The 15,881-nt window shown below is 73.4% G+C and carries 11 protein-coding genes; 4 read left to right on the forward strand and 7 right to left on the reverse strand.

Annotated features, from left to right (window positions below):
- Positions 1–113 precede the first annotated feature (113 nt).
- Positions 114–2,006 carry a sugar-binding protein gene (locus tag T328_RS29010; protein ID WP_496499170.1) on the reverse strand — a complete coding sequence of 631 codons (1,893 nt, stop codon included), beginning with the start codon at positions 2,004–2,006 and terminating at the stop codon, positions 114–116.
- 241 nt (positions 2,007–2,247) lie between these two features.
- Between T328_RS29010 and T328_RS29015 the strand changes: the two genes are divergently transcribed.
- Positions 2,248–3,123 carry an SAM-dependent methyltransferase gene (locus tag T328_RS29015; RefSeq protein WP_496499171.1) on the forward strand — a complete coding sequence of 292 codons (876 nt, stop codon included), beginning with the start codon at positions 2,248–2,250 and terminating at the stop codon, positions 3,121–3,123.
- 18 nt (positions 3,124–3,141) lie between these two features.
- Here the strand turns inward: T328_RS29015 and T328_RS29020 are convergent, their stop codons facing one another.
- Positions 3,142–4,083: a glycine betaine ABC transporter substrate-binding protein gene (locus tag T328_RS29020; RefSeq protein WP_496499172.1), complete on the reverse strand. Its 942-nt coding sequence runs from the start codon at positions 4,081–4,083 to the stop codon at positions 3,142–3,144.
- 234 nt (positions 4,084–4,317) lie between these two features.
- On the opposite strand from T328_RS29020, the gene T328_RS29025 reads away from it, so the two are divergent.
- Both T328_RS29025 and T328_RS29030 read left to right on the forward strand, forming a co-directional pair.
- The gene (locus tag T328_RS29025; protein ID WP_496499173.1) at positions 4,318–5,628 is read left to right on the forward strand and encodes a GlnX family signal transduction membrane protein; all 1,311 of its coding nucleotides are present in this window, start codon (positions 4,318–4,320) and stop codon (positions 5,626–5,628) included.
- 38 nt (positions 5,629–5,666) lie between these two features.
- Positions 5,667–6,713 carry a transporter substrate-binding domain-containing protein gene (locus T328_RS29030; RefSeq protein WP_496499174.1) on the forward strand — a complete coding sequence of 349 codons (1,047 nt, stop codon included), beginning with the start codon at positions 5,667–5,669 and terminating at the stop codon, positions 6,711–6,713.
- A 46-nt stretch (positions 6,714–6,759) separates the two neighbouring features.
- Here T328_RS29030 and T328_RS29035 read toward each other — a convergent pair whose 3' ends face one another.
- From T328_RS29035 to T328_RS29055, 5 genes are all read right to left on the reverse strand, one after another.
- A complete protein-coding gene (locus tag T328_RS29035) occupies positions 6,760–9,174 on the reverse strand; it encodes an RNA repair domain-containing protein (RefSeq protein WP_496499175.1) in 2,415 nt (804 codons plus the stop codon).
- A complete protein-coding gene (locus tag T328_RS29040; protein WP_496499176.1) occupies positions 9,174–10,910 on the reverse strand; it encodes an RNA ligase family protein in 1,737 nt (578 codons plus the stop codon). Before T328_RS29040 ends, T328_RS29035 begins: the two co-directional genes overlap by 1 nt.
- Positions 10,911–11,055: 145 nt before the next feature.
- Entirely contained in the window at positions 11,056–11,808 is a 753-nt protein-coding gene (locus tag T328_RS29045; protein WP_496499177.1) for a GH12 family glycosyl hydrolase domain-containing protein, read from the reverse strand.
- A 146-nt stretch (positions 11,809–11,954) separates the two neighbouring features.
- Complete coding sequence (locus T328_RS29050) at positions 11,955–13,031, reverse strand: arabinan endo-1,5-alpha-L-arabinosidase (protein ID WP_496499178.1); 1,077 nt, start codon at positions 13,029–13,031, stop codon at positions 11,955–11,957.
- Between the two features lie 52 nt (positions 13,032–13,083).
- Entirely contained in the window at positions 13,084–14,298 is a 1,215-nt protein-coding gene (locus T328_RS29055) for a glycoside hydrolase family 43 protein (RefSeq protein WP_496499179.1), read from the reverse strand.
- A gap of 450 nt (positions 14,299–14,748) precedes the next feature.
- Here T328_RS29055 and T328_RS29060 point away from each other — a divergent pair, with 450 nt between their 5' ends.
- Positions 14,749–15,870: a hypothetical protein gene (locus tag T328_RS29060; protein ID WP_496499180.1), complete on the forward strand. Its 1,122-nt coding sequence runs from the start codon at positions 14,749–14,751 to the stop codon at positions 15,868–15,870.
- The last annotated feature ends 11 nt before the right edge of the window (positions 15,871–15,881 follow it).

Raw genomic sequence — 15,881 nt, forward strand, 5'->3', positions numbered from 1 at the left:
GGCCGGGCGGCGCCCGGGGCGCACGACCGTGCCCCGCCGGAGCCCGGCGGGGCATGGACCGTACGGCCGGCGGGCGCGCCTCGGCAGCGCGCCCGCCGGGTGCCTCGGGTGCCTCAGGGGCGCTCGCGGGGGCCGACCGCCAGCGGGACGCCGGTGCGGTTCGACTGGGCCACCGCCGCCGGCGAGTCCTCGCTGCGCGCCGCGTCCTTCGGGATCTCCGGCTCCGCCGGCTCCGTGGGCCGGTCCGGCGGCGGGGTGTAGCCCTCCAGCGCGGCGTTGCCCCAGACGTACGGGTCGGCCTGGGCGCTGCCGTACGGGGACCACGCCAGCCGGGTCTGGCCCGTCTTGTCGTCGGTGTCCGAGTCGTACACGAGGACGTTGAGCGCGAACTTCGCCGGGTCCGCGGCGGCGGGCAGGTCGGCCAGCGCGATCTTCGCCTCGATCGTGTAGCCGTCGTACGGGTCCGAGACCACGGAGACGACCCGCATCCCGGGCGCCGTGGTGGCCGCCGGGCCCTGCCGGTTGTCGCCGTCGCGCTCGGCCGCCGCGCCGCCGCCGTCCGCGGTGAACGGGAAGATGCCCGTCTTGAAGGTGGTCGAGGTGTCGTCGGCCGTGCCGCGCGGGTCGAGGGTGATCTCGACGGAGTCGGTACGCCAGTGGCGCTTGGCGTCGCTCTCCTCCAGCGCCGTGCCTTTGCGCTCGTCGGTGACCTTGACGAACACGTACAGGTCGTCCCCGTGCCGCGACAGCTTCGCCGTCCCCGAGACGTCCGCCGCGCCGGTCTCCTCGCCCTGCCAGAACACCAGCGGCAGTTCGGGGCCCGGGTACTCGCCGGCGCGCTCCACGCCGTCGAGCACAGGGGCGGTGGCGACCTCGGGGATCGTCGTGGCCGGGGCCGCGGGGTAGTCCGGCTGCGCGTCGTTGGCCAGCCACGGCAGGCCGACGCGCCGCGTCCAGTCGCGCCACTCCGCGTACAGCGGGCGCAGCCCGCTCTGCGGGCGCACCTTCGACTTCACCGCCCTGCCGTTCGCCGCCAGCACCGTGTACCAGTCGGAGCCCAGCTCCTCGGGGTCGGTCGGCACCTGCGGCGGCCGCGCGGCCCAGCCCTGCGTGACGTACTTGCGGCCGGCGTCCCGCTCCACCTGCGCCCAGCTCGTGCCGTGCTCCTCGCTGCGCACGCCGGAGAAGACGCCGAAGACCGGCAGCCCGCTGGCGCGGTCCGTCCGCCGCTGCTTCGGGGCGTCCGGGCCGAGGAGGCTGCCGAAGCCGTAGTTCTGCGCGAGCAGCAGCCGCGGCCGGTGCGGTCGGTAGCCCTCCTCGGTGATCTGCGAGCGGAACGCGCGCGAGTCGCCGGCGAGGAAGAACGCCTCGATCGCCAGCCGCGCGGACAGCTGGTGGCCGCCGTGCTGGTTGAAGGGGCGCGGGTCCATGGTCACGACCGTGTCGGGCGTGGTGGCGCGGATCAGCCGGACGATGCGCTCCAGCGTGTCGTCCGTGTCCCAGATCGCGGCCGTCAGCGGGCCGGAGAGCGTGTACCAGAAGTCCGGTTTGTCGAGGTAGTAGATGTTGTCGATGCCGGCGAGGCCGACCGCCTCGCGCTCCTCGTCCTCCCGGATCAGCCCGAGCGGCGGACCCTCCTCCGGGCCGACCGCGTTGCCGCCGCCCTCGCCGCGGGTGACGGTGAGCACGCCGGTGCTCAGCCCGTACTGCTCGCGCCACTGCCCGAAGGTCGAGAGGTTGCCGGCCTCGTCGTCCGGGTGCGCGCCGACGAAGAGCACGTCGTTGTGGGCGGGCCCCTGCTCGCCCGGCGCCCGGCGCGGGCGCGGCACGCTCCACTCCTCCGACCATGCCGACGGCGCCATCGCGCCGAGCGCCGTACCGACGACGCCGGACACCAGCGCCGCCGACACGAACCGCCGGCTCGGCCCTGATCTCTCCGCTTCCCGCGCCGCCGCGGGTTGCGCTCTGCCGCCCCGCGTGCTGTCCCCCTGCGCCGAGTTCGTCACCGCTGGCCTCCCCTTGACATACGTGGTGAGCCCGCTCGATGAGGCTCACGACCTCACCGTTCTATGCCAGACCGGAGGCCGGTGCAAGAGGTTTGTCAGGACATCTTGTCAACTGGACGGGCCGGCCGGTCCGCCGGCCCGGCCGCGATTCGGTCAACTCTCCCGTGGGGGAGGGGTGTACGAGACGCCACCGCACCGCGTATGGCAAGGTCGTTTCATCTGACGGCGTACAGGAGTACATGTGACCACCGAGAACGGCGAGGCGGCCTGGCTGAGCACCGCTGTCGGGACCTCCTGGATCCCGCCCGAGATCGACTTCACGAAGCCGCAGACGGCGCGCATGTACGACTACTACCTCGGCGGCAAGGACCACTACGCGCCGGACCGGCAGACCGCCGAGAAGGTCGTCGGGGCCTGGCCGGGCGTACGCAAGGCCGCCCGCGCCAACCGGCGCTTCATGCACCTGGCCGTCGAGCGCCTGGCCACCCTCGGCGTCCACCAGTTCCTCGACATCGGCACCGGCATCCCCACCTCGCCGAACGTCCACCAGATCGCCCAGGCCGTCCTGCCCGAGGCACGCATCCTCTACACCGACCATGATCCCGTGGTGCTCGCGCACGCCCGTGCGCTGATGAACTCCACCGCCGAGGGCCGCATCGACTACATCCAGGGCGACCTGCGCCGGCCCGAGGGCATCCTCGGCCACCCCTGCATGACCGGCCCCGAACCGGCCCTCGACCTCTCCCGGCCGGTGGCGGTGAACCTCCTGGCGATCATGCACTTCATCACCACCGAGGACGACCCGGAGCGCATCATCTCCGCCCTGATGGCCCCGCTGCCCGCCGGCAGCCACCTCGTCCTCAGCCACGTCACCGCCGAGTTCGCCCCCGCGGAGGTCGAGGCCGCCGTCCAGCTCTACCGCAGCCAGGGCCTGCCCGCGCAGGCCCGCGACGCGCGGGCGCTGCAGGAGCTGGTCGACGCCCTCGGCCTGGAGCTGCTGCCGCCGGGCATCCTGCCGGTCAACCGCTGGTCGCCGGACACCGCCGAGGAACCGGCCGTCCCCCTCTACACCGATGCCGAGGCGTCGTGCCTGGGCCTCATCGCCAGGAAGGCGTGACCCCCTTGCCCGATCGGGTCAGATCGGGAGCCACTGCTTGACGAGGGGTTCGTTGCCGCCGATCCAGCTCTCCACCGCGGCGGATTTGTGCTCCGCGCCGCCGGCGTCCTGGATCGCGGCCTCCAGGCCCTGTAGCTGATCCGGCGTCACCCGGAAGTTCCGCAGCCACTCCAGGGCTTCGTTGTCGCGTCGGCCGTGGAACTCTCGGGAGACGATCGTGTGGAGCTTGTCGGGGTCGCCAAAGGCGTCGGCGGGGTCATCGAGGTAGCGGATGTCGTACTTGGAGAACGCCCAGTGGGGGCGCCACATGCCCACCAGGACGGGGCGCTTCGCGGCGTAGGCGGTGTCCAGGGCCTGCAGCATGGTGCCGGTGTCCTTGGCCTGCTGGCGGTACGTATCGGTCAGTCCATACTCCGGGATCACCGACTTGTCGATGGTCCTGGTCAGACCAGCGGTCGGCTCGATGCCGACGATCGTCCCGTCGAAGAGGTCGGCGTACTCCGGCAGATCGACCAGGGATTCGACCTCGTCCACGTAGTCGGGCACGGCCAGGCCCAGATCGCCGGGCTCGTACCAGGGGCCGAGGTCCACCGTCGAGCCGCCGTACCGCGCCCATTCCTCGGTGTGGACGCTCGGCAGCCAGGCGTCCATGAAGACGTCGAACTGGCCCTCGGCCACCCCGCGGAACAGGTCGGGAACGGCGTCCTTCTGTACGGCCTCGACCCGGTAGCCCTTGGATTCAAGCAGCTGCTTCCACAGCTCGGTGACCGCGATGGCCTCGTCCCAGGCCACATAGCCGATGGTGATGGTCCCCCGGTCCTTCGCCGCGGCCGTCGCCAGGCCCGGTTCCCCGTCGGCACCGCAGGCGGCCAGGGCGGCGGGTGTCAGCGTGCCCGCGGCCAGGGCTCCCAGGAACCTGCGTCGATCCCATGCGTGTGTACGGTCTCCCCCGGTGGACATTCCGTCAGCGTAGTGCCCCGCCGGGATGGAAGCACTAGTGTTCCCAACAGCGGTACTGGGCGGGGAATTTGACGGCAACTGCCGGGCGGCAAGTCGGGCGGCGAGGGGGAGGGCCGGTGTGGTGACACCGACGGGAGCGGGGGCGCGTCCGGACCGGATGCATCCGTGCACGTGTCCGCGCCGATGACGGCGGCCTCGCAGGCTGTTCCGGAACGGCGGCGCGGGAGGATGCGGGTGGCGGCCTCCGCGGTGTGGGGGATCGTCGGTACGGGTTCCCCACCGGCCCGGTTGCGGCTGGCGGGGCTGATCGTGACGCTGGTGACGGTGCTCTTCGGAGCCCTGTTGGCCACGGCGGTGCACGAGCGCCAGACGGCGGCCGGGGACCTGGCCGAGCAGTCCGCGCCGCTGAGCGCGGACGTGGGGGAGATCTACCGCTCGCTGGCGGACGCGGACGCCACGGCGGCGGCGGGCTTCCTGCGGGGCAGCGAGGAGACCCATGCGGACCGCGTCGAGTATCAGGCGAATATCCGCACCGCCTCCCGGCTGCTCTCCAAGGCGGCCCGCACCGGGGACTCCTTCGCCGCGCAGCGGCAGATCGCCATCCTCAACAAGGAACTGCCCGGCTACACCGGCCTGGTGGAGGCGGCACGCTCCGCCAACCGCGAGAACAAGCCGGTCGGCAACTCCTATCTGCGGTACGCCTCGGAGCAGATGCACTCCACCATGCTCCCGGCGGCCGAGGACATGTACCACGCGGAGACCCGGCGGATGGCCGCGATCCGCGCCGACGCCACCGAGCCGCCCTGGGCCGCCTACGGCGCCGGCCTGCTCGTCCTGGCGGTGATCGGCTTCTACTCCTACCGGCTCTACCTGGCCACCAACCGGCGGCTCAACCTGGGTCTGGTGGCGGCGGCCGGGACGGTGCTGGTCTCCCTGGTCTGGCTGACGGCGGGTCATACCATGGCCCGCTCCTCGCTGGCGGACTCCGACACCCACGGCTCGGCCTCGGTGCAGCTGCTGACCCAGTCCCGGATCGCCGGCCTGAAGGCCCGCGCGAACGAGAACATGGCCCTGGTGGCGCGCGGGGAGGGTGCCGCCTATTCCCGGGAGTTCGACTTCTGGGCGAGTGCGATGGACGACACGGACAAGGGGCAGCGGCTGATGCAGCGCTCCGAGCGGCAGGCCGAGGACGAGGTCGGGCAGGACCTGGTGGCGGATGCCTGGGCGGAGCTGAAGGACTGGAAGAAGCTGCACAGCCAGGCCCGGAAGCAGGACGACCTGGGCGACTACGAGGCCGCCCTGGCCCGCACCATCGGCGGGGAGGCCGACGGCAAGGGCGTCGAGGACACCACCGAGCGCAGCTTCGCCGCCACGGACCGCAAGCTGGCCGCGGCGGTGGACCACGAGCAGAAGCAGTTCCAGGAGCAGGTCGAGAGCGGGCGCGGCGCGCTCACCGGACTGCCCGTCGGCGGCTCGGCGCTCTGCCTGCTCGGCGTGGCGGGCGCGGTCCTGGGCGTCGGCCAGCGGCTGGCGGAGTACCGGTGACCGCCGGGTTCCGCCGCGGGATGAGGGAGGAGACGGCAGTGAGGAACGTAGGCGCAGGGTCCGGCGGTCCGGCACGGGGCGCCGCGTCTCCACGCAACCGGCGCCGCGCGGCCGGGGGGCGGGCCGCGGTGTGGCTGGCCGCCGCCGCGCTGGTGGCGGTGCCCACGGTCAGCGGCGCCGCACCGCAGCAGGCGCCGACGGCGGGAGCGCAGTCCGCGGCGCAGACGAGGGTGCCGGAACAGACCCCGCGGCAGGGAACGTCCGCCGAGGAGGACTGCGACACCACCGTGAGCCCGGACCCGGAGAGCGGCAGCCAGAACGGAGCGGCCGTCGAGAAGATCAAGGAGCGGGGCACACTGATCGCCGGGGTGGCGCAGAACAGCTACCTGTGGAGCCACCGCGACGACGAGGGGGAGCTGGCGGGCTTCGACATCGACCTCGTCAAGCAGCTGGCCGATTCCCTGCTCGGCGACCGCGAGGCGGTGGAGTTCCGCACCGTCCCGATCGACCGCCGCCAACAGGCCCTGGCAGACGGCGAGGTGGACGTGCTGGTGCAGGCCATGCCGATCACCTGTCGGGCGCTTCAGGGCACCCCGGAGGAACCGGCCGTGGACTTCTCCAGCCCCTACTTCGAGACCGGGCAGCGAGTGCTGGTCCCCGAGCACTCCGACATCACCGGCTTCAACCGCACCCTGAAGGGCAAGACGGTGTGCACCGCCTACGGCTCCAGCGGCTACGAGCTGCTGAGCGGCGAGGGCCAGGACGAGTACGGCGCATGGATGCGGGCGCGGTCCAACGCCCTGGACTGCCTGATGCTGCTGCAGCTCTCCCGCGTGGACGCGGTCCTGACCGACAGCGGCCTCGCCGCGGGCCTGGCCGCCCAGGAGGACGGCACCCGGCTGGTCGGGCCGCAGGTCGGCGAGGTCTCCTACGGCGTCGCGGTCAAGCACGGGGCGGACGACCTGCTGCGGGTGGTCAACGACACCCTGGAGCAGGCCAGCGAGAGTGCCTGGCAGCAGAGCTACGACGCGTGGCTGAAGGACTGGCTGGGCCCGGCTGAGCCCCCGGCCCCGCAGTACGGCTAGCCGCTGCCTGTCCACGCCGGAGTACGGGTGGCCGGGCGGCCGGAGGTCAGCGCAGGGCCGGTACGCCGTCCGGCTCCGCCCGGGCGACGCCGACGCCGCGCAGGCCCCTGCGCCACTCTTCGGCGATCGCCGCGAGCCGGACGGCGTCGGGCGGGGTGCGGCCGAGGCCGATCGCGTACCGCGCGAACGCCGGCCCGGTCTCGAACGGGCGGGGCCAGGCGTGCGCGTCCGCCGCCCCGGCGTCCGCCAGCGCGGTGAGCAGCGCGCGCAGGCGCCCGCGGACCCGCCCCAGGGTCTCCTCGAACTCCCCGGCACGGTCCGGGTCCACGGTCACGACCGCCCAGGCCGCGTGCCGTCGGTGCAGGGACGGCGGCGACACCAGCTCGGGCCAGGGGTCCGCGCCGGTCTCGGCCGCCCGCTCCAGGATGCTCCAGGCGCGGTACAGCTCGTCGGTCAGCAGGTCCCGGTAGCCGGTGGTGACGTGTCCGGTGCAGTTGCGGACGGGGTCGGTGGAGGTGAGGAGGACCACCGGCGCCTGCGGCCCCGCGGCGGCGGGCGTGAGGCCGACCGGCTGGCGCCAGTCCCAGGCGGCCCAGGTGCCGAAGAAGTGGCGGAGCGGATCCGGATCGGCCGCGTCTCCGGCTTCGGCTACGTCTCCGGCATCGGCCCCGGCTACGTCTCCGGCCTCGGTCTCGGCTGCGTCAGCCTCGCGTACGGTACGGGCCGCGAGCACCGACCAGGCCAGGCCCGGCAACCCGCCGAACGGGGCCGAGTCGAGGCCCCGGGCCCCGGCCCACGCCTTCACCCGGGTCGCGAGCCGGGCGAAGGCGGTGTGACGGTCGCCGACCGCGGCCCGTACGGCCTCCGCGTCACTCACCGCGCTCAGCGCGATCGCCGCGGCCTCGCCCAGCTCGGTGCGCCGGGCCACCGCTTCGCCGGGATCGAGCGTTCCGGTGGCGACGACCACCAGGTCGACGTCCAGACCACCGGTGCGCAGCCGCAGGCCTGGTACGCGAGCGCCGGTCACCTGCCGCATCCGGGTGGCGTCCGGCAGCGCGGCGGCCACCCGTGCCCGGACGCCGGCCGGGTCGACGGTGCCGGGCAGCGCCGCGATCAGGTCCACGTCCGCGCCGGCCGGGGCGCAGCCCATACGCCTCGATCCGGCGAGGTGGACGACTCCGTCCGCGAGTGCCCCGGAGACGCGCCGCACGATCTCCAGCGTGCGGGCGTTCTGCGCCTCGCGCTCCGCGGCGGGCCCGCCGGGCTCGCCTGGCCCGCCTAGGACGCCGGGAGCCGGCGCGGTGCGGGCGGCGGGCGAGGCGCCGTGGCCGTTCCCGGCGGGCTCGGCGGCGCCCGGCCGCAGGTCCGCCGCCACCCCGTAGTGGTCCGAGACGTAGAGCCCGTCCGCCGTCGGCGAGTCGCCCCGCAGGAAGGCCCCGGCCGCGTACAACCGCCCCGGGCGCAGCAGGATCCGGTCCAGCCGGGAGGCCCGGCCGGACCGGGAGGACAGCGCGGCCAGCGGGTTGACGCCCGGGTCGAACGTGGGCGTCCCGTCGCCGGGGCCGTGGACCTCCGTCCAGACGTCCCGCAGCCCGAGCGCGGTGGCGGGCGCGGCACCGCCGTCGTTGAAGTCACCGACCAGCACGAGGTCGCCGTCCACGCCGCCGAGTCCCTCGGCGAGCCGGGCGAGTTGGGCCTGCCGCAGGCCGGCGCCGTTGTCGGAGTGGTCGCTGCTCAGGTGGGTCGCGGCCACCACGAGGGGACCGCTGCCGGTGTCCACGGTGACGGCGGTGACGGCCTTGTGCCGTCCGAGCACGTGCCACCCCGCCTCCCGTACGGGCAGCCGGCTGAGCAGCAGCAGCCCGCTGTCGTCGACGTCCTTTCCGCCCGGATCCGTGCCCAGGGTGTAGCCGGCGCGGACCCAGGGGGCCCGCATGAGCATGGTGAGGAGCCCGGCTTCGACCTCCTGCAGCGCGATGACGTCCGCGTCGGCGTCCTCCAGGGCGGCGAGCAGCAGCGGGCGGCGCCTGGCGGTGTCGATGCGGTCGCCGTCGTACCGGTCCCACAGCGTGTTCCAGGTGAGGACGCGCACATCCGCCGTCGCCGTGCCGGGCACCGGCGCGGGCGGCACAGCGCCCGCGGGGCGCCAGCCGGCGTCCGGTTCCCACCGGAAGGGCGTCCTCGCCGTGAAGAAGGGCGCCCGCAGCAGGCGTGGACTGCGTACCCGGCCGGCGTCCGTCGCGTCGATGCGGTCGACACCGGTGGCGCGGTCCCAGAGCACCTCGCCGTCCGCCTCGACGAACACGATCCGGTGCCACGGGATGTCGCCGCCGGGGACGAAGGAGGACAGCGGGACCCGCTTGGGCGCGGCCCCGCGCTGGTTGATCCCCAGCACGAACCGGGCCGGATCGAACCGCGGGTCCCAGCGGACCCGGTGGTAGACCTCGTCGCTCGTACGCATCACGCCTCCCCGCCGGCCGCGGCCTCGTCCAGGGCGCCGCTCGCGTCGGCGACCGTTCCGCCCGTCCCGACGTACCACGTACGGTGCCCCTCGCCCGGGTAGGGCGGGGCGAACCGGTGCAGCTGCGCGGTGAGCACCCCGGGCGGCACCGGGTGCGACCGCCCCCGGTTGCGCCGCACCAGCTCGTCCTCGCCGACCAGCGCGACCACGTGCGTGACCAGGGCGTCGCGGCGCCGTGCCACCCTGTGCACCGCGGCCCGCTGGTGCCGGCTCAGGGACGTGGCGTCCCACACCACGGTCCCGCCGCCCGCCAGCGCCGCGTCGAGCCGTGCCAGCCCCTCGCGCAGGACCTCGCCGTTGGCCCCCTGGTCGGCCCGCGCGCCCCGGGCCTCGCGCAGGTCGTCCAGGCAGACGTACGCGTCGGTCCCGGCGAGGCCACCGGCGAACGTGCTCTTGCCGCTGCCGGACGGCCCGACGAGATGGACCAGCCGCGGGAACGCCCCGGAGCGCCACCGCCAGCTCACCGCCACCGCCTCCGCGACGGAGGCGATCCGCCCGTCGGCGTACGCCTCCCGCGCCTCGGCCCAGCACCGGTCGGCGGCGTCGGAACCCAGGCCGTCGAGTGCCTCCCGCAGCCCGGCGCGCAGCGGCTCCAGCGGCGACTCGCCGAGCAGCCCGGCGTCCTCGGCGTGCAGCATCGACCACTCCACATGCTCGCGCGCCCCGGCATCCCGCGCGAGCGCCCCCGCGACCGCGTGCAGCACCGCCAGGTCGGCGGCGAGCGAGAGGCGTACGAGACCGGCCCGGCGCTCTCCGTCCGGATAGGGACGCCGCAGGCCGGCGGACAGCCCCACCAGGTCGGCCACGTGACGTGCGCCCCGCATGCCCAGCGGCCCCGCGAGCCGGGGCGCGAGCCACGCCCGGCGCGCCTCGTGCAGCATCGCGGCCAGGACCCCCGCCAGCCGGGCGTCCCCGTACCGGCCGAGCGCGTCCAGCCGGGCGGACACGTCGGCGACGGCGGCCTCGGCGGCGGGCGGATCCTCCGGGGCGACGCCCACCGCGGCCGACAGGGCCGCCACGTCGGCGGCCCCGCCCGAACGCACCGCCCACAGCGCGGCTTTCGGACCCAGACCGTTCGCCACGACGGCGGCGTGCATCCAGTGCGTATCGGTCTGTACGTGTCCGCCGCGCACCCACTTGGCCACCCGCCGCCCGAACTCCCCCGGGCCGAACCCCTCGACGGTGCGCACCACGTACCCCTCCTGGCGCACGGTGTCCAGCGGCAACGCCCGCAGCACCCGCTCGTCGAACACCCCCCGCCACAGCACCGGCGGCACCGGAACGCCCCGCCGCCGCAGGAACCGGACCGTGCGGTCCCAGTCCAGGCAGCGCTCCCCGTCCCAGACGGAGAAGCCGTAGAACCAGCTCTCCAGGTCCTCGTACGCGATCGAGTGCCGCGCGAAGACGTTCTCCCCGCACACCCGCCAACCCGGCGGTATCCCCCCGCCGATCCGCCCCTGCAGGCCCTTCACCCACGCCCGCGAGGGGTGGTGCGCCGAATCCAGCGACCGGGCGTGGAGCCCGTCGGCGTAGAGGGTGGTGTTCTCCCCGTCGAGCTTCTCGGTGACCACGACCTCGCGGCCCAGCAGCCCGGACAGGTCACCGGCCCGTACGTCGTCGGAGGCGGCCCCGGGGGACCACGGGAGATGCGGTGTACGGGGGTAGTGCACGCGCATGAGCCGGCTCCGTGACGATGGTCGGGGTCCGCCACTGTAGAAGCGCCCGCGAGGGCGGTTCCAGCGAATAACGCGCGACCGGACCTCCGCGAACCGGCTCACCGCCGCGGCGGCGGGCCGGCGCCCGCCGCCGCGCCGCCCAAGGTCAGCCGGAGGTGACGTCGAAGTCGTTCGTGGTGAACTCCAGCCCGCCGGCCGCGGAGGTGATCTCGTAGCCGAACTGGACGTCGCCGATGGTCACGTCGCCCCACCAGCCCTCGTCGCTCAGCCAGCGGAGCACGGCCAGGAGGTCCACCTGGCCGGCGGTCGAGTCGCCGTGTCGGAGGAAGGAGAAGACCTCGTTGTTGCCGTTGTTCCCGCGGTAAACGTCCCAGGTGTGGCCGCCGAGCGCGACGGTGGTCTGGAGCTGGCCGAGCGGTCCCACGGGTCCGATCCAGTTCATCCAGAGCATGACCTCGTAGTCGTAGTTGACGTCCCACACGTCGTACGTGGTGTTGTACGCGCCGTTGCTCGGCACGGTGACGTCGTACGAGCTGCTGAGGCTGTCGATCTGGCCGACCGGTTCGTTCACGATCCACTTGGCGTTGGGGTACGACTTGATGCCGCCGGTGTCCGGGTGGTCGGCGTCGACCGTCCAGGTGTGGGCCGACTCCGCGGAGATGCACTGGCTGCCGGCGCCGGAGCCCCAGATGTTGTTGTAGAGGATGTAGCCGTCGGGCGACTCCCAGTTGCCCCACTGCTCGCAGGACTGCCAGGCCTGTGCCAGCGCGGCCTGCGCGGGCACCGCGAGATGGCCGAGGAACCCGAGCGCCGCCAGCAGCGGGGCGGCGATCAGGGTGCGAACGGCTCTGCTCCGGCGGCGGGGGTGTCCGGTGGGGGTGCGCTTGCTGCGGCTCATCGCGCCACTCTCCTTGCTTCGTGTTGTGGGGGGATGCGCGCAGGAGGGGTTGGTTTCCCCCGCGCGCACGAAGTCAGTGGCCGCTGGGCCGTCGAATGGTTGCCGTCGAACCGGCCCGGGCCCGGCGTCCGCCCGGCCGACCGGGCTCAGTGGGCATAGGGCCAGCCGTCGCCGTCCCAGCCGAGCCAGTTGATGCCCAGCAGGGCCGCGCCGTTGTCGGCGTAGTAGTGGTAGACGAGGATGTCGTGGTCGGTGTCGGCGAAGACGTCCTGGTGGCCGGGGCCGTGGATGTTGTCGTGGCCGGCCATGATCTCGGTGCCGCCGCCGGAGGTCATCGCGGTGCCGTTGCGGTCGCGGTAAGGGCCGGCGATGTCCGTGGACCGGCCGACCATGACCCGGTACGTGCTGTCCGCGCCGCGGCAGCACAGGTCGAACGAGACGAAGAGGTAGTAGTAGCCGCCCCGCCGGTAGATCGTGGGCGCCTCGATGGCGCCGCCGCCGCGGCCGGCGATCGAGACCATGCTGTCGTCCAGCCGCCTGCCGGTCGCCGGGTCGATCCGGATGAGCTTGATGCCGGACCAGAACGAGCCGAAGGCCAGCCACCAGCGGCCCTCGGCGTCCACGGCGAGGTGCGGGTCGATGGCGTTGTAGTCGTTCGAGCCGCTGGACTCGATGACCAGGCCCTGGTTCGTCCAACTACCCGAGTCGCCGCTGGAGCTGGTCGCCAGGAAGATCGCCGAACGGTTGGAGCCGAAGGTGGAGGCCGAGTAGTAGAGGTGGTACCGGCCGCCCACGTGGCTCAGGTGCGGAGCCCACAGGTTGCGGCTGCCGCCGGTGTACGAGGTGGTCCACGGCGCGCCGCCGGGGAAGACGCTGCCGGCGTTGCGGAAGTCCGTGCGGTCGGCGGACGTCTTGAGGGCGATGTCGTCGCCGGTGTGGGCGACGAGGTAGCCGCCGGAGGGCCGCTTGACGAACGACGGGTCGTGCACGCCGGTGTCCCCGGTCACGGCGCCGGGGAAGGGGTACGCGGCCGGGGCGGCGCCGGCCGGCGTGGGGCGTAGCCCGGACGCGCCGGCGACGGAGGCGGTCGCCAGGGCGCCGGTCGCCAGCGCGGCGCGGAGCAGCCGGCGCCGGGACGCGCCGGGCGGCGGGACGGCCGGCGGGACGGCCGGCGCGCTCGGCGGCGTGGTGGCGGCGGAGTCGCGGTGGGGGGTTCGGGTCACGGTCGTCTCCTTGGCGTCTGGTGTGGATCGGTCCCGCTCGGTCCGCCGCCGTTCATTCGCCCGAGGGTGCGGGGAGCGCGACTCCGGTTCTGACCGGCGTGCCGAAGTCCGGGGTGCCGTCGGCGTTCCAGGTGAACTTCTGGGCGCGGGTGGAGCGGTTCATGTCGCAGCCGCCGGAGGCCGAGTCGTTGGCGTGGTAGACGATCCAGTCCTCGCTGCCGTCGGGTGATGTGAAGAACCCGTTGTGGCCGGGGGCGTAGACGCCGTGGGAGTCGTTGCGCTGGAAGACGGGGTCGGGCGACTTGGTCCAGTGCGCGCGGTTGAGCGGGTCGCTGCCGGTGAGGGTGAGCAGGCCCAGCTTGTAGTCGGGGCCCCAGCAGGCGCTGGCCGAGTAGACGATCATGGTCCGGCCGTCGTGGTAGAGCGCCTCGGCGCCTTCGTTGACGGCGCCGGTCTGACGCTCCCAGGAGAGCGTCGGCTGGCTGATGGTGCGCCGGGAGCCGCTGGGGGTCCACGGGTTGCTCAGCGGGGTGATGGTCAGGCTCTGCTCGCCGTCGATCGCGCTGCCCAGCAGGTAGATGCGGCCGTTGTGGCGCAGGATGCTCGGGTCGAGTTCCCAGGTGTTCCCCAGGTCGGCCTTGAAGTGGTACGGGCCCATCGGGTCGGTGCCCTCGCTCTCCAGCACGTGCAGGCGCTGGGTGGGGTTGTAGTCGGGCACGTCCTGGCCGGCGACGTAGTACAGGTACCAGCGCGGGCCGTTGGGGCCGTCGATGAAGTGGAACTCCGGTGCCCACATGTTGCAGCAGCCGTCGGGCCGCCCGGCGAGGTCGAACACCGTCGTCTCCGGTGCGCCCGAAAGCCCGGCCAGGGTCGTGGAACGGCGCATGGTGATCGTCGAGTTCCACGTCGTCGTGGCCAGGTAGTAGTACCCGTCGTGGTACTGCAGCCAGGGGTCGGGGCCGTTGCGTTTGACGGGGTTGGTGAACGTGTCGGAGCCCAGCTTGACCAGCTGCCACTGCTGGTTGGCGCCGTCGAGGTCCGGCCACTGGACCACCCGGGCCCCGTCGGCCGTCGAGAAGTCCAGCACGTCGAGGGCCTTGCCGCTGTTCCGGTTGACCAGGACGTACGACGCGTCGGTGTCGATGGCCGGCACGGCCGACGCCTGCTGCGGCGCGAGCGTGGTGCCGCCGCCGAGGAGCAGGGCGAGTACGGCCAGGAGGAGGCCGACGCGCAGTCGCCGGTGGCGTGACGCGGCTGGGGGAGTCATGCCCATGACATCTCCGGTATGGGGGAGCGCTCCCGAGCGCGCAGGCGCGCCACCGTCGAAGGAACCTGTTCAGAATATCGAACTACGTTCACAATGCTGAGCGGAGCGTAGGATCGGCACCCCCCACCGTCAAGCCCGCCGCCGCCACGGGGGGTTGCTCGGTCTCGGGGGCCGACGCGTTGACGTGGTCACTGTTCCGCCAGCCTGTCATCCTCGTGTCATGGCCTGCCGAACTCCTGCCCCCCACCCGTCGCGACACGTCACGGCGTTAGCGGCGACGTGTCCCGTGCACAGGCCGCGACAGGCCACCAGACACGTCCTGAGCTGCGCTGACACGCCGGACAGGGCAAAACCGCGCCCCAGGGTCGGCGACACCCACCTGCGCGTATATCAGGGTGCGCGCCGCCCGCGCGGCGCGCACACCGCGGCGGCGACGACGAGGGGGACGTGATGTTCCGGCAGCAGGACGACCCGTGCGAGGCGATCGCGGGCCCGATGCGCGATCAGTGCGCCAACGGCGGCGGGGGTGGAGGAGGGGGCGGGGGCGGCGACTTGCCCGCCGAGGCCGATCCGCTCGCCCGGTTCGCTCAGTCCGTCGCGGACTCGGCCGCGTGGGTCGCCCGGAAGGTCGGCGACGTCCTCGACGAAGGGCAGCAGACCGTCGACTTCACGAACATGGGGTTCCTGCGGCAGTACGCGGTCGTGTTCGCCGCCTCCGTCATCCTCGTGACCCTGCTGTGGCTCCTGGCCGTCGCCAAGCGCGCGGTGCGCGGTGTGCCGATGACGGAGGCGCTCGGGGAGGCGATCGGGCTGCTGTGGCTGGCCGTGCTCGTCACCGCCTTCAGCCCGCTCATGCTGTACGTCGTCGTCCAAGCCACCGCCGGCGTCTCCCGCGCACTCAGCAAGGGCCTGGGCGCGGACGGCTCGGTCTACACCGAGCTGGCGCGCGTCCTGGAGAAGGGGGAGATGGACGGCGGCCCCATCATCCTCATGCTCGTGTCCCTCGTGACCATCGTCCTGTGCGGCGCCGTGTTGATGCTGATGGTGCTGAGTACCCTCGCCCTCTACGTCGGCGCGCTCTTCGGGATTCCGATCCACGCCGGCCTGGTCGACAAGGACCTGTGGGGCCACACCCGGCGGTGGGCCGCCGTCATGGTCGGACTCATCCTGATCGAACCGCTCTTGGTCGTGGTGATCGGCATGGCGGCGATCGCGCAGGAAGAAGGCGACATCGTGACCGCGCTCGCCACCACCGTGATCGCCCTCGGACTTACCGTCATGGTCATCACGCGCCTGCCCGGATGGGGCGACAGCGTGCGTGTCCTCCAGCAGACCGGCCGCGGCGCCCGTACCGCCGCCGGCGTCGCCGCCGCCCCCGTCACCGCGGCGGCCGGCGTCATCGGGGGCATGGCCGCCCACGACCGCCGAGACCACCGCCCGAACACCGTCAGCGGCCCGTCGAAGAGCACCGGCGGCGACGTCTCCGGAGGCATGGCCGCCCACAGCACCCGTCGCAACAACACCCAGCGCAACGACACGAAGCCGAAGCCCCGGCGCGACGACACCAAGTAAGAACAAGCCCC

It is taken from the genome of Streptomyces sp. CNX435, assembly GCF_059570575.1.